The following is a 22,185-nucleotide window of genomic DNA, read 5'->3' on the forward strand; positions in this document are numbered from 1 at the left end:
CAACAAAGGCCGCAATGCGGCCTTTGTGATTTTTACAGCGCACGTATTAATTAATCGCCCAGTTTCCAACCTGAGGTAATCGGGTAGCGACGGTCGCGACCGAAACCGCGCTGGCTAATACGAATTCCCACGGGTGCCTGACGGCGCTTGTACTCGTTGATATCCACCAGACGCACGACACGCTCCACCTGCTCGCGGGCAAAGCCCTGACTGATAATGGCCTCGGCACTGTAATCCTGCTCGACATAGAGTTCCAGAATACGGTCAAGAATATCGTAGGGCGGCAAGCTATCTTCATCCTTCTGGTCAGGCGCCAGTTCTGCTGAGGGCGGACGGGTAATGACCGTTTCAGGAATCACCGGGCTGATGGTATTGCGGTAACGCGACAAGGCAAATACCAGGGTTTTAGGCACGTCTTTGAGCGCATCAAAACCGCCGGCCATATCGCCGTAGAGCGTAGAGTAACCCACCGCCATTTCGCTTTTATTGCCGGTGGTCAACACCAGATAGCCCTTTTTATTGGAGATAGCCATCAACAGCACACCGCGACAACGGGCCTGCAGGTTCTCTTCCGTAGTATCGCGTTTGGTGCCAGCAAATTCATCGCTGAGCGCGGCCATAAACGCCTCGTACATAGGCTCAATACTGATAGAGCTGTAGCGAACCCCCAAACGTGCAGCTTCATCAGCCGCATCGTTTTTGCTTAGGTCAGAGGTGTAACGAAACGGCATCATCACCGCTTCCACCCGGTCAGAGCCCAAGGCATCCACCGCCATTGCCAGGGTGAGCGCCGAATCTATACCGCCGGATAACCCCAGCACTACGCCTTTAAACCGGTTTTTATTGACGTAATCGCGCAATCCCATCACCAGTGCCTCATAGACAGCGGCAATATTGTCGGGAATAGGTGCGCATGATTGGCCTGGCACCTGTACCGCATCCGATAGAACATCCAGGGCGACGGCATAATTGCCTTCTGCAAAGGCGGGAGCACGGAATCGGGTGATGCCACTGGCATCAACTACAACCGAGCCACCATCAAAAACCAATTCGTCCTGGCCGCCCACCAGATTGGTGTAAACCACCGGCATGGAACCTTCGCGCGCGCGCTGGGCCAGTATCGCTTCACGCTCCAGCTGTTTGCGCTGATGATAGGGCGAGGCATTGAGGCTAATCATCAACCTGGCACCTGCAGCCTTGGCCTGCTGCATCGGCTCAGCAAACCAAATATCCTCACAAACACCCAGCGCCGTAGGAACCCCCTTCAGATCGAAGACACAGGGTTTATCGCCCGCGGCAAAATAGCGCTTCTCGTCAAATACCTGATAATTAGGCAATTGCTGTTTGGCGTACTCGGCAACCACCTGCCCGTTGGCGATCACTCCAGCCATGTTATATAACTGACCATCGCGAAAACGCGGATACCCCACAATCAATGCACAGGGCAAGTTGGCAGCCATCAGTTCGCCAAGCGCACGCTCGATACGCAACTCCAAACTTGGGCGCAACAATAAATCTTCCGGTGGGTAACCCGTCAATGTAAGTTCGGGAAAAATCACCGCATCCACCATTCCCTGAGCAAGCGCATCGCGAGCGGTGGCAAGCACCTTGGTTGTGTTCCCGGGAATATCTCCCACCAGAGTATTGATTTGGGCGAGTATCAACGACAAGTGCGACATAAGATCTTGTGATTACCAAAAAATAGAGTGAATGCTGCAGGGATAAAAAGGTGTGAAAAAACGTCAGGCCGGCAGCGGAAATGAGTGAAAAATGGCAAAATTGATGCAACTACGCTGAATCCGGAAATAATCAGCGCCCAATCGCAACACTAGGCAGTCATTCAGGTTCCTAATACCTGCATGTATTGTCCGTGAAATAAACTGTCAAAGCCAAGTGGATTTTATTGGCTGATGATGAAGGATGTAGCCTCAATCATGCCCTACGCGCCGCTCGCCAATCCGCAGGCCTATAACCCCTATGACCTGCTGCGCATCTACACCTATTACCGCACACTGCTTGGCAGCGTGCTTCTGCTCATGTTCCAAATTGAATTTGCTCCAAAAATTCTGGGCAATGACAACCCTCACGTCTTTTTTTATACCTCTATCGCCTATACCGCGATTAATTTCCTGACGCTGGTAGTGATGTGGCGAGTCAAATACGCACCATCACAAAGTAAACTTTTTGGCTCACTGCTGATTGATGTTGTCGCCATCAGTTTATTGATGCACGCCAGCGGTGGCGCACCCAGCGGCTTGGGATATTTACTACTGATCGCGATTGCCGCCGGCGGCATTATGCTGCGCGAGCGCACTTCATTTTTCCTTGCTGCTATAACCACGATTATTGTTATTGGTGAGGGTGCTTACAGGTTTGTGATACTCACCCAAGACAACAAAGCCGTATTTACTTCAGGCACCTTAAGCGCCCTCGCTTTTCTCACTGCGCTTTTATTTCAACATCTCACCAAAAAAATTCGCCTTTCGTATGCCGAAGCAGAGAGCCAGGCCAGACAAGCCGCCCATTTACAAAAACTGGCGCAGCTGATTGTTGAGCGCATGCGCACCGGTATTCTGGTACTCAATAACCAACTGATTATCGAATTGCACAATCATGCTGCACTCAAGTTATTAGGTGCTCGCGACAACACACTGGAGAAAATTCCGCTTAGTCAATTTCCTGAACTCTATAAGAAGCACCAATCCTGGCAGAAAAATAGTCAGGATCACTCGCCATTTCTAAAAATTGAAGGCGAAACCAGCAGTGAGATTAAAGTGAACTTTGCTTATCTCGAAGCAGATAAAACGAATGAAGTATTAATTTTTCTGGAAGATGTACGCTCGCTCAACCAACAAGCCCAGCAATTAAAATTAGCGTCTCTGGGGCGATTAACCGCGAGTATCGCCCACGAAATTCGCAACCCACTGGGCGCCATTAGCCATGCCAGTCAATTGCTCGCAGAATCCCCCCAGTTGCCACAGAGTGATTCACGCTTGCTGGACATCATTAATAATCACTGCACCCGCGTTAATCAAATCATCGAAAACATCTTACAGTTATCGCGTCGCCGCCCTACGCAAACACTCCCCATAAACCTACGCGAATGGATTCCAGCGTTTATTCAGGATTACAAGGCAACCAAGGGCAATACGCCCGAATTGGAAATCGCACTATTGGAAAAAAACCTGAGCAATAGTCGCGGTGATGACAGCCTTCATACGCACAAAAATACAACGCTTGAAGCTAAATTTGATACTAGCCAGTTAACACAGGTATTAAGCAATCTTTGCGATAATGGCTTGCGTTACAGTATTAAAAAAACTGGCAGGCCTGATCTGCGCTTGGAGATCGGAGTGGACATGGCCCAGCACCAACCCTATATTCGCGTGATTGATTATGGCCCAGGCATTAGTGATGAAAATGCCAAACATCTATTCGAGCCATTTTTCACCACCGAAAGTATGGGTTCTGGTTTGGGCCTGTATATTTGCAAAGAACTGTGTGAAGCAAATCAGGCAATTATTTCGTACATACGCACTACACAAAATGAAAGTTGTTTCCATTTGCAGCTGGCGCATCCAGAAAAAAGTTCTTGATGCCAATCTTGTCGATTAAACCAACATATTATTTATAGAACCTTGCCTTTGCGAGTTAAATCCATGACTGAAAAACGCGCCCTGATTATCGATGATGAGCCCGACATACGCGAATTACTGGAGATCACTCTCGGCCGCATGCAAATTTGTACCCATACCGCTGATACAGTCGCCAGCGCCAAGCAGATGCTCGCCACACACTCCTATGATCTGTGCCTCACCGATATGCGCCTGCCTGATGGCAAAGGCTTGGAGATAGTAGAACTCATCCAGCAGCGCTACCCGCAACTACCGGTAGCAGTCATTACCGCCCATGGCAGCGTAGATACAGCGATTGAATCCATGAAGGCAGGGGCATTCGATTTTATTTCCAAGCCAGTCAATCTGGCTACGCTGCGCAAGCTAGTCAATACCGCGATTGAAGCCAGTCAATTAGCGCCTCAGCCACTCCCCAAACTCACACCTATTATTGGCCAATCAAAAGCTATTCAGGATTTGATTCGCAGCATTGAAAAATTGGCTCGCTCACAAGCGCCGGTTTATATCAGCGGTGAGTCGGGGTCGGGTAAAGAACTGGTCGCCCACTCAATTCACGATTTGGGGCCACGGGCGAACAACCCGTTTATTGCCGTCAACTGTGGAGCCATACCGCGCGAACTGATGGAGAGTGAATTTTTTGGCCACAAAAAAGGCAGCTTTACCGGCGCACATCAAGACAAGATTGGTTTATTTCAAGCTGCTGAGGGCGGCACATTATTTTTTGATGAAGTCGCTGATTTACCCTTGGATATGCAGGTAAAACTCCTGCGCGCTATTCAGGAAAAGTCAGTCAGGCCAGTGGGAGCGGCAGAAGAAGTAACTACCGATGTACGGATTCTCTGCGCTACCCATAAAAATCTTGAAATAGAAGTAAAAGAAGGGCGTTTTCGTCAGGATTTATTTTATCGCCTGAATGTGATCCAACTAGCGGTCGCACCACTGCGTGAACGCCGCGAGGATATTTCATTACTGACGCAACACTTGTTGCGTAAACTCGCCGCCGAAATTCATCTGCCCTGTCCGGATATTTCTCCTGCTGCACAGGATGCCCTGACCCACTATCACTTCCCCGGGAATGTGCGCGAATTAGAAAATATTCTGGAGCGTGCGTTTACGCTGTGTGAAGGTAATAGAATTGATGTGGACGATTTACAGCTTCGTGACGCAACTGATGGAGCTGGTTTTTCCTTTGAAAAAACAGCTGCTTCAAGCCGTTCGATACCCACCGAACGCATGGGGGTAGATTACCCGGCACGCTGCGCAGAATATCCCTCGCTGGACGAATATTTGCAGGACGTAGAAAAAGAAATACTCTGTCACGCCTTGGAGAAAGCCAAGTGGAATAAAACACTTGCCGCAAAACATTTGGGCATCAGCTTTCGGTCACTTCGATATCGACTACAAAAATTAGGGCTGGATGATGAGTAGCAACGCACTGCCCTGCAAATAAAAAGCGCCATCCATTACTGGACAGCGCTTTAAAAAACACCTATCTCTATTACCAGCAATTATCTGTGTTATCAGCGTCACTGCTGTCGAACGCTTCTCGCACACCCAACTGGTTCAGAGTGAAGCTATCACACTCATCGTCATTGTCCTGCCGCCCTCCCGCCACTGGAGTCGCTGTTAACTTGTATGTAGCAGAATCCAAATCTGCAGCATCAGCGATTTTTACCTGATAAAAACCTTCGGTGGAAAGAATACCATCAGCGTCCTGCAGGCTATCCACCACGGCACACACGCCATCAGCTGTGTCATATTTACCGTGCGCCGTAAAACACCGCTGCAAACGCTGGGCGGCTTCATTTAACGCGACTTTTGCATCGGAGCGATTACTCTTTTGCACTTGTTTCAAATAAGCAGGGTAAGCAATACCGGCAAGAATGCCGATAATTGCAACCCCGATCATTAGCTCTATCAAAGTAAAACCGCGCGCAACCTTATTCATAAACAACACCTTATTTTAATTGACGCCAGGACATACGGCCGCGTGAGCCTGCCCCGGTATTTACTTCCTCTGCTGTAATCTTACCGCCCAAGCTACTTCCAAGCAGGTAAGCCCTCTCCCCTGCGAGGATCGGCACCAAGTCACCGAGTACTGGATCAGTCAGGAACTGGCTTAGCCCATTGGTTTCAACCAGCATTTTAAGCCCTACATATTTGTCACCAACGCCGGTGAGTTCCATCAACCAACCACTGCCACCATAATCACACTGATTGGCAGAAGGAATAAAAGTGTTAAGTATCAAACGGTCGAACATCAATAAAGGCTTAACAATGACGCGCTCACCTTTAAGGTTGTTGCCATATTTTAAATCAAGATACCATCCCTTGTAGTCATCCCAATCAACAACCGGTTCTTGAGGGGCTGCTACCGGTGTTGCATCAGGAGAAACCGTTCGCGTTGTACTGTTCTCGCTGGTAATAACCTTTTGTTTGAGCAGATTATTTCGCTGCGCCGCATTGAGAATAATATCGTCATCGACATCAGCGATGGCATATATGCTTTGGACCGCGGTACTGGAAATGTCCGCAACCTCGGAATATTTACCAGTGCCAAAATACACCATAATCGACGGCTTTTGATTGGCACCGTTGCCCGCCAGCTTAAGGGCATTTCTGCCTAATGTCGGCGTACCGGTGATAGGCTGCAAATTTCCACTCGCATCCACTACCGTTATCAATGGTTTGGCGTTATTGCCACCTCCCGGGTAAGCATAAAGGCCCCAGCTGCTGATGCTTGTGGATGTTAAATCAAACCTCCACATATTCCCCTTGATATCTCCAGCATAAGCGTAAGTAGATACACCTTCAGCATCCGGTAACAAAGCAGCCCCGGAGAGACCGTTGCCCGTTTGCGTGGACGTGGCAATAGATTTGACGCTGGTAGGTGTTTGCACATCGATAGCTATCAGTTTTGCAGTACCGTTAACACTTTCAGTGCCATTACTCAGAATGGCACTCCAGCGTCCGCCGGGGCTTGGCACAATTAGCATGGCGCTGTTGCTATACCCTAAATCATTGCGATAGCTAAGCGAAGTATCCCCAGCGTGAATATCAAATATTACGCGGGGAGCACCGCCGGTTGTTAGAACATCAGTAACATCCAATAAATAGGCGCCGCGACCACCCGCTCCAAGAGTCCCACTTACCAAGGTGCGCCACTGTTTTACTCCATTAACCTCAATGTAAGCATCCCCGACATAAAGAGGGCCATCCACAGTGTATTTGTGTTGGTAATTAACATCAGAAAGAGATGCCAACTTGGCGTATACACCGCGCGGAATATAAGCAAACAGCTCAGCACCGGTCTCCGCATTAAAGGCATGCATCATTCCATCGTTTGCGCCAACAAAAACAGCCTTGGTGCGACTCACTTTGGCTTCTACATATTCCTCGTACTCAGCGGCGCCATAATCTATACCTGTAGCTTCATTAGCAGGTGGTAACAAGTTATAACGTTGACCGCCTGCACCAGCATAGGCTGGATCAGAGTTAATAATATCGCCCAGTATTTTCTGGCGCGGACGAAACCCCGCCTGATCAGTACCCATCAACCAATTGAAACGTTTTTGGGCATTATCACTATTGGCTTCAGAGGCAAGTTGCAGCGCCGACTTAAGCGCAGCTGCAGCACTGTTACTCCAACCGCTCGATGACAAATTCACCACGCCACTGTCACCAAGGGTATAAACGTTGCGAGAAGAAACCGTACTAGCAGTAAGTGTTGTATCTGTGGTCCAACTAACATTGGTCTCACTCACCGTTCCGTTGCCTTGCAGCGGATAAGCACGCATGGTTCCGCTCCAGCCATCACTATTAAATAATGCCTGATAAACTTTGGTTTCATCTTCCAAACGGGTTGAGTTGGATGCAACCGTCGCAGATGAGCCAGTCTGACCAAACTCACTGAAAAAGTTATCCAATTCTGTTTCTAATTTGCGCGGATCAATCGCCTTAAAGTAGGACTTTACTTCTGTGAGATCAGCGATCTCGTCTGCGGTTAAATCATCATTTTCGTAACCGCCCCATTTTGCAGCATAAAACAAGGGCGGCTTGAGCAGGGAACCAGTGGATGAACCTACAGTGAAGGCTTTGGATGTAGCTGCATTACCAACCTGACAGTTATTGCAATCGCCACCGGTGTAACCACCAATACCTGAGTGGACATGGAAGCCGTCATTAGTTGTTCCACTGATGGTATAGCCAAATCCCATGGCGTAGGGGGTAGAGGCAGCAACTGAGTCTGTGGTTACTGTTACCGAGTCAGCCGTTACCGTGTAATCGATGATGCCCCACATGTCCTGGTCATAATCGCCACCATGCTCTGTATCCTCCCAGTTAACATAAAGGCGCCCTGAGTTTGAACTCTCACCAAAAGTTTGGGATACCACCTTAAAGTCTACGATAGCGCAGTTAGCATTGGGGGTAAGGCTGGTGTTCCGACAGGCAGGCAAAATCGTCACCTTGGCACCACTAGTAGACCCGGGAACCGCAACAACAACGTTAGGCACAGAAGCAGCCAGAGATACACCATAGGTACTGACTTTCTCGCGATTGGCAGCAATACCAGCGGAACGGGCTTTATATGCCAGACCAGCAATTTTATAGCTGCCTTCCAGTCGGGGCGCATCCGGACAGGCGCCTAGTACATTGGACAGGGATCCGACTGTCTTGGCTGTACACAATTGATTGTTGTTAGTGCCATTCTGCCCCACGAAATAGCTATTTCCATGAATACCTTCTGCAGCACCGATAATATTGGTCGCAGCATCTATGTCACCGATTGTGCTGGGTACATTTGTTAAATCATTGGCGTCATAAGAAGTCATGGAAGCATCAAACTGAACGACATTGATAGGCGCGCAGTAATTGCCAGTCGTAGATGCAGACACAGGGTCCCCCCAACTAGTAACACGATTTAACCCGGGGATATAAGCAGAGTCATCTACATCGAACTGCGGGCTATTAGCGCCACTGAGGTAACGAAGAGACTCCAGATAAATCTCCGCCTGGGGGTTGCCCCAGTTAACGCAGTGCCCATTGGAAAAACTACTGGTGCCCCACTGGCACCCATCTGTTTGCGACGCGCCGGGAGTATTCACCAGGTGATTGTTGTTGTGATAGAGGCCATCGCTATAGCGATAGCCATATATGCGCAATAAGTCCAAGGTCTTAATAATACTGTTGCCGCCGGAGGGCACTTGGAAAATACCATTACTGTCAACTTCGTTAGTTATCGACCCAACTGCCTTCCGTAGCACACCACCAGATTTATTTTTACCGTATGACCCGGTCATTAAACCGAAGTGCTGGGTTCCGCTATGAACTTGTAGTAGACCCCGAGGCTTCTGGGCTGTTGTACTGTTGTATTGATGACATTTTTCATTGTCACGGGCTTCATCAATTGCCGTTAAACCACTCACACATACTGCAACACGAGCGACAAATTCACCCGCTGCAGAACCAGAACCTAACTTGTGCGCATCGACTGGGCTATCAGAATATGCCGGAATTCCACTTGCGGTAACGCTATTTCCGTTGCTGCCATTGCCACCAGAAACCGTTGAGCCCCAACGGCACTGCCAACGTTCGTTACTTGCCCACAAACTGTAGTTCCCGCGAGCTACTCGCATCAGCGGACGAGCGCCGGTAGCAGCTGTTGCCGCTTGCGAAAAACCTGCAGTTCCAGGCTCCGAGGTATTACAGATAGTAATTCCCGATGTCAGCAAATCGTCATTGATGTTCGAGGAAAAAGGAGTTAGCTGCGCAATATCACTGCCAGCATAATACTTGGCAAATGAGTGAGCATCTGTGGGCAAGTATGCGCGTTCAAGCACAGTTGCCGCTGTGGTATCCGTAGAGCGCATGCCGCCGTATAACATTTTTCTCACGGCATCCATACGAGTCATGCTGGCCCAATTCAGAAAATTACCACTCCATTGGTTTGTCACATTGCCAGCATTGCAATATTTGGTATCAGAGAAGGAGGCCGGATTAAATTGGTTAGTGGTTGTGTCGTAGGTATAACATTTGTAGCTATCAAAATAACCGTAATAATTGAACCCGTGCACATAGGTTGTATCGGGAATACCGTCAGGATCCTTACCATAATTGGCGTTTACTGCATTGTTTAGGGTGGCACGACTATCGGTAATGTCAGAAAAGTCATCATATAGCTTAAAGAATAACTGATGATCCCTGGACATATTTAACATGGTAATTGGTTTAACTGGCGCCACCAGAAACAGAGGTTCTTGGTGTGGTTCAGCAAAGGCTACATGAGTTAAAGATAATGAAAATAGGCCAGCGACCGCAGCAACCCAGATTTTGGTAATTGTTTTATTTGCAAGAAAATGTGTGTACATAAATGTCTCCAAAAACCTAGGAAATTATCGGGCAAAAGTGGATTGCAGAATTACTTCTGAATCCTCTGTAAGCCCCACACCACGACTGGTGATGCGATAAAATTCCGCATCCTGAACTCGCTCAACGCTTACATGATCAACACCACTCCCTTGGCTGGCAGCAAGACGAGTAATAATCACTTTTTCAACGGTGTAACGGGGCTGATCTGCAACACCTTTAATTGTGTCATCGTCGAGCTGCACACTGTTTTCCTCCCACTCATCTTTTGTCCACTCAGCGGGGCGAGATAGTGCAGCATCGGGTTTGTTCAAGTCAGGCCAATAACCAACAACAGCACCACTAAAGCTTGGAGTAACCACGCCATTCATTACTTTTTCCGCCTCACGCAGGGCCGCCTCGGCCGATTGAAACGCAGTATTTCTATCGCGCATATTGCCAGCCATACGCTCTTGCAAATCACTACCGCGAATAGAGGCGAGTCCGATAACAGTTAAAATAAGCAGCAATACCAAGCCAACGACTAACACCGCACCAGATTGTTTCTGAAGAGATCTTATTTGCTGTTTCATAAATAAATTCCACATATCCGGCAATCACTAAAAGGAACGAGTACGAATACCAACGGTTGTGCTAAATACCTGCCGTAAACGGCGATCAGCGGGATCAGGCTCGATATCATCCTCACCTTCGAAGCTGTATTTTTGCATTTCAGGAATAACACCGTCGTCAATACTGGCAACTAACAACTCAACACGCAGGGCAACTACCTTTTCCCAATCAGAAGCGTTAACGATTTCACTGGCCAGTCGATAATTGTCGGGGACAAAATCATCGTTAGAGTCGACACCATAACGCACACTCATATCCTCAACTCCCTCCAGCAACTCCAAATTCACACCATTAGTGTTTTGCCAGAGACTTGGGCGGCCGGATGTACCGGTCGCAATAAAATAAGTAATGCTTGTAGCAGATAGAATTTCTGATCCGGGTTTGAATTTTTCATCGTCACTGCCTGAATTACCTCCCCAGCTGGCATTCGCATTACCGGGTGAATAGCTATTATTCCCGCTGTGTACAACATTCATTTCAGTGCTCCCCTGGACTGTCTGCAGGTTTACCACTTGAAACACACGAGCCTTGGTGCAATCCGTAACCACCAAAATATCACCCTCGCAAATACCACTTACGCGATCACCACCGTCGGAGCATGCATCCGCTTCTACACCTGTATTGTTAGCAAATAATGTCCCGGACATATTGTTTTTAGTGATCGCAACGCCAGAGCCATAAGCACCGCGTAAAACAAAAAAATCTGTATCCGCTTTCGGTAAAGGACTTAAACCGTGGTTAGCAGGCAAGTTGGCTGCGGTGTAGCCCATGATTGAGGTGGTAAAATCATATTGATAACTGGAGCTATTGTTCAGCATGTTGCTCACTTTCATTTCCGATGAACGCGAAGCACACCCCATATAACCAGCCATACGAATATCACGCGCTAAAAAATCTACCGCTAAACGCCCGGTTTCCTGAATGCGAGAGAGCGCCTGCTGAGTGGTATAAACTGTTTTGCTTGAAATAAATACTTGCAACACACCGGTAATCAAAATCAAGCCCAGCGTGATGGCAATCATCAATTCAATCAGTGACAGACCTAGTTGTTTCTTCATACGTTTATTCTCATATCACTGAGGTAAATTCGAATTCACTGACAGCTTCTGCTGCAAGATCCTCGTCATCATTATTTTCATCAAACAGTGATGAGTCCTTCCATCTGATGGAAATAGTGCAAATACGCGTTGCCTGCACGCACTCGATTTTTCCCTCACCTTCAGGCAACTGTTTTTCGATAGCTTCACGCCAAGCGGTCACGTCAGCCGTGGCCACTGCATTGCCAGCAGGCTCATCGTCGTAATCGGCGGTATAAGCCGCGAGGCGGTTCTCGTTATCAAGGCCGCGGTTGATGCGCATACGATCCATAATGTCGTAGGCAAGAATATTCGCTTGGGAGCGCATAAAAGCACTCTGGTTAAATTGCAGCGAGCGCGTTTGCAGCGTAGCCATAGCTAACAAGGAAGTTGCAAGAATCAGCACAGTAACAGCGACCTCAATCAAGGTAGCGCCAGATTGTTTGTTAACGTGCGATTCCGCGTTAATGTTCTTTTGCCTCATGACAGCTCCTGATTAAGGACAAGCTTGTTTGGTAGTACTCAACATACCGGCCAAACCGACATTGATTCGAACAGCGGCATCACCCTTACAACCTGTAACGCGGGCAGATGCCTGGCGCCCAAAGTTATCCAGTCTGGCCAAGGCACCTGAACTGTTAAAGCGGATAAAACTCACATCGGCAGGTGTTGGAGCGAGAGTCCGAACACTAATTACCGCTTGGGGATTAATATCGCTCCAGTAACGCAGCACCGTATCGATTGTTGGGGCGGCAGTGTTATCAGCGGCAGCGTCATCAACAAACACCAACCACCCCTCTTTCCAGTTGTTCGCTGCCAAACAGCTTGCGCCATCACTGGACGCACAAATAGAAACACGCTTGCCCCGTTTTATTGCCTCAGAACGCGCATAGTTGAGCGCTCCAGCCATCTCATTACCCAGGGTTGCCGAGCTGTTGTTGCGCATGGTTTGATTAAAACTGGGGATGGCAATCCCCAAAGCAATCGCTGCCACGGCAAGGGTTACCATTAGTTCAATGAGCGTAAAGCCTGCTAATTTCCTCATTAGTCTTGCCTATTCACGGTAGATTTGAGACAGAAAGCAAAGTTGCCAACAATAATTGATCAACTGCATCGACAAGTATTTTTTGCCCATTTATATTCCTCACAACTTAACACAAGCTCTGATCGTATCGGTTGAGCATGCGATGTTCGGTCAACAAGGATGCATGAACGGCCAGCGTAAATTTTTATGCTGGTTTAACAACACGCCAAGGAGAGGTCCCCCCTATGAAACCCAAGGGTTTTTCACTGATTGAATTGATGGTTGTATTAGTAATTTCTGCAATCATAATCGGCTTTGCTGTGCCCAGTTTTTTTAGCCTACTCAGAGATATCAACACCAAGGTGGCCATGTATGAGCTGCTGCGCGCCATCGAATCATCCCGCTCGCTCGCGGTAACCAGCAATAACCGCACTGTCCTGCTTGCCAATCAAGAAGATTGGGAGCAAGGCTGGACACTCTTTATTGACAAAAACCACGATGGGGAATTGAACGGGGAAGAAACACTCAAACTGCAAAAGAAAGCGCTGAATAATGTGAAAATCAGCGCGAATACTCATGTGGAGAAATATATTTCTTTTATAGGTACGGGCGAGGGACGCAAATTAGGGCCAAATGGTAGCGGCGCTTTTCAAGTGGGAACTATCAAAATCTGCCCAGATACCGAAGGTACAGGCTACGCACTAGTTATCTCTCGCGGTGGGCGCACCAGAATTAAAACACTCACGACAGCAGAATGCACTGAAATCAATTGACCAACAGTACTGCGACCCTATTGCCGCAGCGCCTTGGGAAGGGAAAAACTAATATTTTCAGGTGTGCCATCCATTTCAATGGGCGCTTGTGCACCACAAGCAGTCAACTTATCAATCACTTGTTTCACCAACACTTCTGGTGCAGACGCACCCGCGGTGATGCCGATACTGACGCGGTTTTTTATCCACTCAGGATTAATATCTTGCGGCCCGTCGATTAAATAGGCTTCTGTGCCACAGCGCTCAGCCAACTCGCGCAAGCGATTAGAGTTCGAGGAATTAGGCGAGCCAACCACCAGGACCAAATCACACTCCAAAGCTAACTGACGCACTGCGTCCTGGCGATTGGTAGTGGCATAACAGATGTCGTCGCGGCGCGGCCCCTGTATCTTTGGAAACTTATTACGCAGTGCATCGATAACCTTGGCCGTGTCATCCATTGATAAAGTTGTTTGGGTGACGTAAGCAAGGTTTTCCGCATCCTTGACCTCCAGTGCATCCACATCGCTCTCGTCTTCCACCAGATAAATAGCACCGCCATTTTCTGCGCTGTACTGCCCCATGGTTCCCTCAACTTCCGGGTGCCCCTGATGACCAATCAAAATACATTCGCGCCCTTCGCGACTGTAGCGGGTAACTTCAATATGTACTTTGGTGACTAGCGGACAGGTTGCATCAAATACCTGCAAGCCGCGATCTTCCGCCTCTTTACGCACCGCCTGTGATACACCGTGTGCACTAAAAATAAGAATCACGTTATCGGGAACTTGCTCTACTTCATCGACAAAAATAGCACCGCGCTCGCGCAGGGAATCCACCACAAATTTGTTATGTACGACTTCATGGCGCACATAAATAGGCGCACCAAAAACATCCAGTGCACGATTAACTATATCGATCGCACGATCAACACCAGCACAAAAACCACGCGGATTGGCGAGCTTGATTTGGGTCATGATTAATGTACCTGCACCGGTTCAATTTTTAGTATGGCAACCTCAAACAAAATATCGCGTCCAGCCAGAGGATGATTAAAATCTACAACTACTACATCCTCATCAAAACGCACTACAACGCCGGGCAATTCAGTTTTTTGTGCATCAGCAAATGACAACATCAACCCTTCACTCAACTCAAGATCAGGGCTGAATTGGCTGCGCGCAATTTCCTGAATATTGTTTGGATTACGCTGGCCGAAACCATTTTCGGGTTTGATAACCAAGGTTTTATGTTCACCTTCCAACATACCGAACAAGGCCTTTTCAAAACCTGGCAACAGATTGCCGTCACCCACAGTAAAAGTGGCAGGATCACGTTCAAAATTGGAATCTACCAACTCACCATTTTCCAACTGCAAGGCAAAATGCAGAGTAATTTTGGTACCTGGTCCAATGGCCAAATCACGCATTTTTCGAATTCTCTTTGCTATTTTCTTTACTGAACAACATGTCGATAATCAACACGGCAGCCCCCAAGCTAATCGCCGAATCAGCAAGATTGAATGCGGGCCAATAATTATCCTGATAGTGCACCACAATAAAGTCCACCACATGCCCCAGCACAATCCGGTCATACAAATTGCCTACAGCGCCGCCTAAAATAAATGCTAACGCAAAAGCTTCGCGTGGTTTTTGTTGAGCGCAGCGCGCAATCCATACACTTAATAACACGCTGGCCACTAGCGCGATCACCGCAAAAAACCAGCGCTGCCAACCACCGGCATCAGCAAGAAAACTAAATGCCGCGCCGGTGTTGTATGCCAAAGTGAAATTGAAAAACGACGTGAACACCAAAGTTTCGCCATACTCAAAGGCGGCTTCGATTGCATGCTTGCTGGCCTGATCCAATGCCACTATCACAAGAGCAATAACATACCAAAACCAGACTTTCTGATAAATTTTCAACGGCAGCACCCACTGATTGTCCATTAAGCAAAGTGACGGGATTCACCCGCACCATCAACGTTTTCCACACAACGCAAACAAATAGTCGGGTGCGCAGTGTTAGCACCTACGTCGGCGCGATGATGCCAGCAGCGCTCGCATTTAGCGTGCTCGGATTTTTTCACTGCCACCTGAAGGCCGACCACATCCGTTACCTCGGCTTGCTGCGCCTGCGCCAAGGGGCGAATCTCAGCAGTAGACGTAATCAGAACAAAGCGCAATTCATTGGCGAGTTTTTGTAATTCGCTTTGCAATTTTTCGTCGCAATACAAAATCACTTCCGCGCCCAATGAACCGCCAACCTCACCCGCGGTACGCTTTGCTTCAAGCACTTTATTTACGGCATCTTTGACTTGGGCGATCAAATCCCAATAGCTGTCAGCAAAGGAATCCGCTGGCATGGCTGGCAATGCGTACCACTCTGCAACAAACACATTGGCTTCGCGCTCGCCGGCAATTTCTTTCCAAATTTCATCGGCAGTGAAACTTAAAATCGGCGCAATCCAGCGCACCATAGCTTCAATTACATGTTGCAATGCCGTCTGTGCCGAGCGGCGCGCCAGTGCATCGCCTTTTACGGTGTACTGGCGATCTTTAATAATATCGAGATAGAAACCACCTAATTCCACCACACAGAAGTTGTGCAGCTTTTGGTAGATCAAATGCAATTGGTAGCTGTCGTAGGCAGCGATAATTTCTTGCTGCAACTGCGCCGTGCGCGCCACAATCCAGCGGTCTAACTGCAACATATTTTCTGGCGCAACCGCATCTGTCGCCGGATTAAAGCCGGTCAAGTTGGACAAAATAAAACGCGCGGTATTGCGAATACGGCGATAAGAATCAGCGGTGCGTTTTAGAATTTCATCTGACACACTCATCTCGGTGCTAAAGTCGGTCGCAGCAACCCAGAGGCGCAATACATCTGCGCCCAAATCATTCACGACTTTTTGCGGCGGAATCACATTGCCAATCGACTTGGACATTTTGCGCCCTTGCGCATCCACCACAAAACCGTGAGTCAACACCGTTTTGTACGGCGGAACGGCATGCATCGCCATAGAGGTTTTCAGTGATGACTGGAACCAACCGCGATGCTGGTCTGAACCTTCCAGATATAAATCAGCAGGAAAACGCAAACCGGCGCGCTGGGCGAGCACTGCAAAATGGGTAACGCCGGAATCGAACCAAACATCCAGAGTATCAGTCACTTTTTGGTATTTATCGGCATCGGCACCAAGCAATTCGGCGGCATCCAATTCAAACCAGGCATCCATTCCGCCCTGCTCTACTTTTTGCGCAACCGCTTCGATTAAACGTGCAGTTTCCGGATGCAATTCTTGCGTTTCTTTATTCACAAACAACGCGATGGGCACACCCCAAGTGCGCTGACGCGAGATGCACCAATCCGGCGAGGTAGCCAGCATGGCATCAATCCGCGCCTTACCCCAATCTGGCACCCATTGCACGCCATCAACGGCTTTTGCCACTTGATCGCGCAAATTATTTTTGCTCATGCTCACAAACCATTGCGGTGTAGCACGGAAAATCAGTGGCGTTTTGGTGCGCCAGCAGTGCGGGAAGCTGTGAGTGATTTTGCCTTGGGCGAGCAGTGCATTTTTTTCAATTAACAAAGCAATGACTTTTTCATCCACTTTATAAACATGATCGCCCGCAAAAATTTCTACATTGGGGCGATAGGTGCCGTGATCGTCAATGTAATTGAGTGTGCCGATTCCGTATTTCAGGCCGACATTAAAGTCGTCTGCGCCGTGATCCGGTGCGGTGTGCACAAAACCGGTACCGGCATCGGTCGTGACGTGATCGCCGAGAATCACCGGCACCTGGCGCGCATAGAAAGGATGTTGTAGCAACAATTTTTCCAGCGCCGCGCCTTTTACGCGGCCAACAATTTCATGACTTTCGATTTTTGCACGTGTGAGCACGCTACCAATTAAGGTTTCAGCAACCAGCAGACGTTCGTCGCCAACTTGTACCAAGGCGTAATCCACTTCTGCATTGGCAGAAACCGCTTGGTTAGCAGGTAAGGTCCAAGGCGTGGTAGTCCAAATGACTAAGGAAATTTTTCCGCTGCCGCTTAATTCGGAAATTGTTTTTTCAATCGCCGCTTGATCGACAAACGCAAACTTTACGTCGATAGAAAAAGAGGTTTTATCCTGATACTCCACTTCCGCTTCAGCCAGTGCAGAACCGCCGACTACACTCCAGTACACAGGTTTAAACCCTTTGTGTAGATGGCCGTTTTCCGCAATTTTGCCGAGCGCGCGAATAATGTCCGCTTCAAATTTGTAATCCATGGTGAGATAGGGTTTGTCCCACTCACCTAAAACCCCCAAGCGCACAAAGTCAGCTTTCTGGCCATCCACTTGTTTGGCGGCGTATTCGCGGCATTTGTTGCGGAAGGTTTTTACATCGACTTTATCGCCCGCTTTGCCGATTTTTTTCTCCACGTTGTGCTCAATGGGCAAACCGTGACAATCCCAACCAGGCACATAGGGCGCATCAAAACCGCTCAAGGTTTTGCTTTTGACGATAATGTCTTTAAGAATTTTGTTAACCGCGTGACCGATATGAATATCGCCATTGGCGTAGGGTGGGCCGTCGTGCAAAATAAATTGCTCGCGCCCTGCACGCGCTGCACGAATTTGTTGATACAAATCGCTCGCTTGCCATTGTTTGAGCATGTCCGGCTCGCGCTGGGCGAGGTTTGCTTTCATCGCAAAACCGGTGTTGGGCAAATTCAGTGTGGCTTTGTAATCAGTCATGATTCACGGTCAACTTTGTTAACAAAATAAAAAAATAGTGATGAATTCTCGCCCAGTTACTGCTTTTCTTTAACGTCCAGCAGGCCTACCAATTTGGGCGTAATCAATAAAATAACCAATGCCAGCAGGGTGCAGAGAATTGCCGAAGCTTCGCGCCCCAAGCCGGCGGCAACACCAATAGCAGCAGTTAACCAAATACCGGCGGCGGTGGTAAGACCTTTGAGATCCTGTTCGTTGTTACCTTTTAAAATAGCGCCAGCACCAAGAAAGCCAATGCCGGCAATAATTCCCTGCATAACACGGCTCAACTCGGCATCCGAGAGCCCCGCCCGCTGGGGGATCAGCACAAACAGCGCAGCGCCAATAGCAACCAGCATGTGAGTTTTAATGCCTGCCGCTTTGCCGCGCTGCTCTCGTTCAAAACCTAAAATCCCACCCAACAAGGCGGCCATTAACAGGCGAATTATTAGCGTGGTAATTTCACCAACATCCTTGAGGTCGGAAAACTCTGCCACAAAGGTGGCGGAAATCTGCTGCCAAACACTGCCCATACTCACAACTCCTTTTTCACCAGAATGAAAATATTTTGCAACCTCAAGGCTTTTTAGCGAGCACTCAGGTGCTGAAAAAATTCTCTTCCCTGCGCGATATCGCGCTGCAGTTGTGTTTGCAGTTCATCCAATGAATTAAATTTTTGTTCGTCGCGCAACTTGGAGTGAAAAACCACATCGATTTTTGCGCCGTATACGCGACGCGAAAAATCAAACAGATGCACTTCCAGTAAGGGTTTTTTATCGCCACTTACCGTGGGGCGAATGCCAACATTCGCCACCCCTGAATGCAAACTGCCATCGGCAAATTTGACCGTGACGGTAAAAACACCGTGCAAGGGCGAACGATAACGGCGCAGGTGAACATTAGCGGTAGGCACACCTAACTTGCTACCCAATTGCTGGCCATAGGCAATGCGACCGCTGATACTGTAAGGCCTACCAAGCAGATTTTCGGCTTGGTTGAAATCCCCCATCTCCAACAGCTGTCGGATGCGTGTACTACTGACTCGCTCGCCGCCCAGTTCCAGGGTACAGGTATCGGTCACACCAAAACCGCGTTCACGCCCAAGGCGCTGTAGCAAAGCAAAATCGCCGCGGCGATCACAACCAAAACGAAAATCGTCGCCCACCACCAAGTGTTTGATGGCAAGACCATCTAATAACACCCGCTCTACAAAAGCTTCAGCAGTGAGGTTGCGCAAGGCTTGATTAAATTGCACACAGAGTACCCGCGATACTCCGGCGGCCAGCAATGCCTGCACCTTTTCGCGCAATCGCATTAAACGCGCAGGGGCTTTATCGCCAGAGAAAAACTCATGCGGCTGTGGCTCAAACACGATTACCACTGCGGGCAAGTTGTAGTAGCGACTGACATCCATCAATTGGCGCAGTATCGCCTGATGCCCAAGATGGACACCATCAAATGAACCGATAGTAGCCACGCAGCCGCGATGCCAGGGGCGCAGGTTATGTAAGCCGCGAATAAACGCTGGTGCCGCAGGATTCACGCTGTGCTTTGCCTCAACCAATTTGCCCAAAAACGAAGGGCGGCAGTATACAGGAGCGGCGACGCCTGAGCCTACCCCGCCCCGGCGTTAGAGCCAGGGCTAGGGCTGGGCTTTGAAATCCCGCAGGCGCACGCCGACCGCCAAGAGCGCGAGCAGGTAGGCAGCAAAGCCTGCCGCGCAGAGAATGCCAAGGCGAATTACCCGCTCCAGCGCAGGCCAATCCACCCAGAGATTCCAATGCCAGAGAAAGGCGAGCAATACTGCCACCATGGCGCCATTGGCCGCCCCATAGCGCAACCAGAGTTTCACCCACTGATCGCTGGGCGTGTAAACCCCTGCGCGCCGTAGGCCGCGATAGAGCAACCAGGCATTCACATAGGCCGCCATCGCGGTGGTAAACGCCAGCCCCACATGCCCCAAACCCCAGAGCATGACCAGCGGGATGACCACCAGCGGCTTCATCAAAATATTCGCGCCTATGGCGATGATGCCGATACGCACCGGCGTTTTCATATCCTGTCGCGCAAAATAGCCCGGCACTAGCACCTTGATGAGCATGAAGGCAAACAGCCCGAGCGCATAGGCTTTGAGGCTGTAGGCCGACATAAGAATATCCGTCTGCTTCATTTCGCCGTGATAGAACAGGGTGTACAAAATCGGCTCCGCCAAAATGATCAGCGCGAGGGTCGCCGGCAGCGCGATAAGCACCACAAAACGAATCGCCCAATCGAGCATCTGGCTGAATTTTTCGCCCGACTGCGCCGCACTCAGGCGCGACAAGCCCGGCATAATCACCGTCGCAATCGCAACCCCAAACACGCCGAGCGGCAGCTCCACCAAACGGTCGGAATAGAACAGCCAGCTCACGGCGCCATCGCCCAGCATGGTGGCGATAACCGAGTCCAACAGCAGGTTCAATTGGCTTACCGACACGCCAAACAGCGCCGGGGTCATGAGCACCAAAATGCGTTTTACGCCGGGGTGCGACCAATCCAGCTTGGGCGATGGCATAAGGTGGATTTGTTTTAAAAATGGCAGCTGGAACAGCAGCGAAAACACCCCCGCCGCTACAATGCTCCAAGCCAAGGCATAGGCTGGATTGGGGAAGAAATCCGCCACCAGCAGCGCGGCGGCGATCATAAAAATATTCAGGAAAATCGGCGTGACGGCCGGAATCGCAAAGCGGTCATAGCTATTTAAAATCGCGCCGGCAAAACCGGTGAGCGATATCAACATCAAATAGGGAAAGGTGATGCGCACCAGCTCGACCAGCAGCGAGAACTTCTCCGGCTCATCCGCATAACCGTAGCCAAACACATAGGCAAAACCCACCGCACCGGCCACACCGATCAGGGTAAACAACAGCAGGATGGAACCCAAGCAACCGGCGACCTTATCCACCAACTCTTTAACCGCGGCGTGGGTGCCCTTCTCGCGGTACTCCGATAACACCGGAATAAAGGCTTGCGAGAAGGCACCCTCGGCAAATAAACGGCGGAAAAAATTGGGGATTTTCTGGGCGATAGCAAAGGCATCCATGGCGCCACCGGCACCCAATACCGCCGCCAGTACTATGTCGCGAATCAAACCCAGCACCCGCGATACCATGGTCATGGAGCCGGTGAGCAAACTGGAGCGCAACAGGCTGCCGGGCTTGGTTTTAGGCGGGCTGGGCGGCTGGTGTGGAGCTGGCGATGACGCAGAGTCGGACACGGGTGAATCCTGTGCAGGCGAAAAGGCGGCATTATCCACGGCTGTTATACTCAGGCACAACACCCGCCCGCCAAACAAGGAGCTATACCATGTCTATCCGCAGCATATCCATTGGCACTGTATCTATTGGCGCAATGAACACACTTGCCTGCATCAGCCTTACTTTACTACTGGCTGGCTGCAGCAAAGAGCCGGCACCTACACCAACCCCGCAAGACGCTCCTCTCATCGACTACACCGCAAAGAAAACCATGCACCCCAGCTGGGATGCCAACCAAGATGGCATGAACGACTGTGAAGATGACGGCACCTGCGACGACAGTGTGGATTACACTCAACCCCGCCCAAGCGCCGCTGCACCGGCAGCCGATAACGCACAGCGCGGCCCCTTTCGCTTCGTATGTACAGATGCAGCCCAGTCAGAGTTTACCGCGCTGTTTCACAACGACCTGAATGACCCCGCCAACAACCGCCTGCACCTTAGCCATCAGGGTGAAACCCGCGAGTTAACGGCAGTACCAGCCGCAAGCGGCAGCAAGTACGAAGGCAGCAATGCCAGCTTTTGGGAACATCAGGGCGAGGCGAGCATCCAGTGGCAACCAGACACTACCCACCAATGTGCGCCAGCCCGCTGACCTCAGCCAAACCAGAGCAAAAGGCTACTTAGCGCTCATCTCACAAAAAATAACATCTGCACAA

General features: G+C 49.6%; 18 protein-coding genes. 4 read left to right on the top strand and 14 right to left on the bottom strand.

Annotated features, from left to right (window positions below):
* Positions 1–50: 50 nt before the first annotated feature.
* The gene (locus ACFODX_RS02000; protein WP_378115552.1) at positions 51–1,679 is read right to left on the bottom strand and encodes an NAD+ synthase; all 1,629 of its coding nucleotides are present in this window, start codon (positions 1,677–1,679) and stop codon (positions 51–53) included.
* A gap of 231 nt (positions 1,680–1,910) precedes the next feature.
* Between ACFODX_RS02000 and ACFODX_RS02005 the strand changes: the two genes are divergently transcribed.
* Both ACFODX_RS02005 and ACFODX_RS02010 read left to right on the top strand, forming a co-directional pair.
* A complete protein-coding gene (locus tag ACFODX_RS02005) occupies positions 1,911–3,596 on the top strand; it encodes a sensor histidine kinase (protein ID WP_378115554.1) in 1,686 nt (561 codons plus the stop codon).
* A gap of 63 nt (positions 3,597–3,659) precedes the next feature.
* Positions 3,660–5,063, top strand: coding sequence for a sigma-54-dependent transcriptional regulator (locus ACFODX_RS02010; protein ID WP_324256829.1), 1,404 nt, complete (start codon positions 3,660–3,662; stop codon positions 5,061–5,063).
* 70 nt (positions 5,064–5,133) lie between these two features.
* On the opposite strand, the gene ACFODX_RS02015 is transcribed toward ACFODX_RS02010, so the two are convergent.
* From ACFODX_RS02015 to ACFODX_RS02040, 6 genes are all read right to left on the bottom strand, one after another.
* Complete coding sequence (locus tag ACFODX_RS02015; protein ID WP_324256830.1) at positions 5,134–5,583, bottom strand: type IV pilin protein; 450 nt, start codon at positions 5,581–5,583, stop codon at positions 5,134–5,136.
* A 10-nt stretch (positions 5,584–5,593) separates the two neighbouring features.
* Complete coding sequence (locus ACFODX_RS02020; RefSeq protein ID WP_378115557.1) at positions 5,594–9,853, bottom strand: pilus assembly protein; 4,260 nt, start codon at positions 9,851–9,853, stop codon at positions 5,594–5,596.
* Positions 9,854–10,027: 174 nt separating this feature from the next.
* Complete coding sequence (locus tag ACFODX_RS02025) at positions 10,028–10,573, bottom strand: pilus assembly PilX family protein (RefSeq protein ID WP_324256832.1); 546 nt, start codon at positions 10,571–10,573, stop codon at positions 10,028–10,030.
* A gap of 27 nt (positions 10,574–10,600) precedes the next feature.
* Positions 10,601–11,671, bottom strand: coding sequence for a PilW family protein (locus ACFODX_RS02030; protein ID WP_378115559.1), 1,071 nt, complete (start codon positions 11,669–11,671; stop codon positions 10,601–10,603).
* Between the two features lie 10 nt (positions 11,672–11,681).
* Complete coding sequence (gene pilV / locus ACFODX_RS02035; protein ID WP_324256834.1) at positions 11,682–12,173, bottom strand: type IV pilus modification protein PilV; 492 nt, start codon at positions 12,171–12,173, stop codon at positions 11,682–11,684.
* Positions 12,174–12,185: 12 nt separating this feature from the next.
* The gene (locus ACFODX_RS02040) at positions 12,186–12,734 is read right to left on the bottom strand and encodes a GspH/FimT family pseudopilin (RefSeq protein WP_324256835.1); all 549 of its coding nucleotides are present in this window, start codon (positions 12,732–12,734) and stop codon (positions 12,186–12,188) included.
* 224 nt (positions 12,735–12,958) lie between these two features.
* On the opposite strand from ACFODX_RS02040, the gene ACFODX_RS02045 reads away from it, so the two are divergent.
* A complete protein-coding gene (locus tag ACFODX_RS02045; protein WP_378115562.1) occupies positions 12,959–13,486 on the top strand; it encodes a GspH/FimT family pseudopilin in 528 nt (175 codons plus the stop codon).
* Positions 13,487–13,503: 17 nt separating this feature from the next.
* On the opposite strand, the gene ispH is transcribed toward ACFODX_RS02045, so the two are convergent.
* The 7 genes from ispH to murJ all read right to left on the bottom strand — a co-directional run bounded on the left by ispH (position 13,504) and on the right by murJ (position 21,486).
* A complete protein-coding gene (ispH, locus tag ACFODX_RS02050; protein ID WP_324256837.1) occupies positions 13,504–14,442 on the bottom strand; it encodes a 4-hydroxy-3-methylbut-2-enyl diphosphate reductase in 939 nt (312 codons plus the stop codon).
* Between the two features lie 2 nt (positions 14,443–14,444).
* Positions 14,445–14,894 carry an FKBP-type peptidyl-prolyl cis-trans isomerase gene (locus ACFODX_RS02055; RefSeq protein WP_324256838.1) on the bottom strand — a complete coding sequence of 150 codons (450 nt, stop codon included), beginning with the start codon at positions 14,892–14,894 and terminating at the stop codon, positions 14,445–14,447.
* The gene (gene lspA / locus ACFODX_RS02060; protein WP_378115565.1) at positions 14,887–15,414 is read right to left on the bottom strand and encodes a signal peptidase II; all 528 of its coding nucleotides are present in this window, start codon (positions 15,412–15,414) and stop codon (positions 14,887–14,889) included. The genes ACFODX_RS02055 and lspA overlap by 8 nt, the downstream gene beginning before the upstream one ends.
* Positions 15,414–18,212, bottom strand: coding sequence for an isoleucine--tRNA ligase (ileS, locus tag ACFODX_RS02065; RefSeq protein ID WP_378115567.1), 2,799 nt, complete (start codon positions 18,210–18,212; stop codon positions 15,414–15,416). Before ileS ends, lspA begins: the two co-directional genes overlap by 1 nt.
* 56 nt (positions 18,213–18,268) lie before the next feature.
* On the bottom strand, positions 18,269–18,763 hold the full coding sequence (locus tag ACFODX_RS02070) for an MgtC/SapB family protein (protein ID WP_378115569.1): 495 nt from the start codon (positions 18,761–18,763) through the stop codon (positions 18,269–18,271).
* Positions 18,764–18,816: 53 nt separating this feature from the next.
* Complete coding sequence (gene ribF / locus ACFODX_RS02075; protein ID WP_378115571.1) at positions 18,817–19,773, bottom strand: bifunctional riboflavin kinase/FAD synthetase; 957 nt, start codon at positions 19,771–19,773, stop codon at positions 18,817–18,819.
* 99 nt (positions 19,774–19,872) lie between these two features.
* Positions 19,873–21,486, bottom strand: a complete 1,614-nt coding sequence (murJ, locus tag ACFODX_RS02080) for a murein biosynthesis integral membrane protein MurJ (protein ID WP_378115573.1) — start codon at positions 21,484–21,486, stop codon at positions 19,873–19,875.
* Positions 21,487–21,575: 89 nt separating this feature from the next.
* Between murJ and ACFODX_RS02085 the strand changes: the two genes are divergently transcribed.
* On the top strand, positions 21,576–22,121 hold the full coding sequence (locus ACFODX_RS02085) for an MliC family protein (protein ID WP_378115575.1): 546 nt from the start codon (positions 21,576–21,578) through the stop codon (positions 22,119–22,121).
* The last annotated feature ends 64 nt before the right edge of the window (positions 22,122–22,185 follow it).

It is taken from the genome of Cellvibrio fontiphilus, assembly GCF_042646205.1.
GTDB lineage: Bacteria > Pseudomonadota > Gammaproteobacteria > Pseudomonadales > Cellvibrionaceae > Cellvibrio > Cellvibrio fontiphilus_A.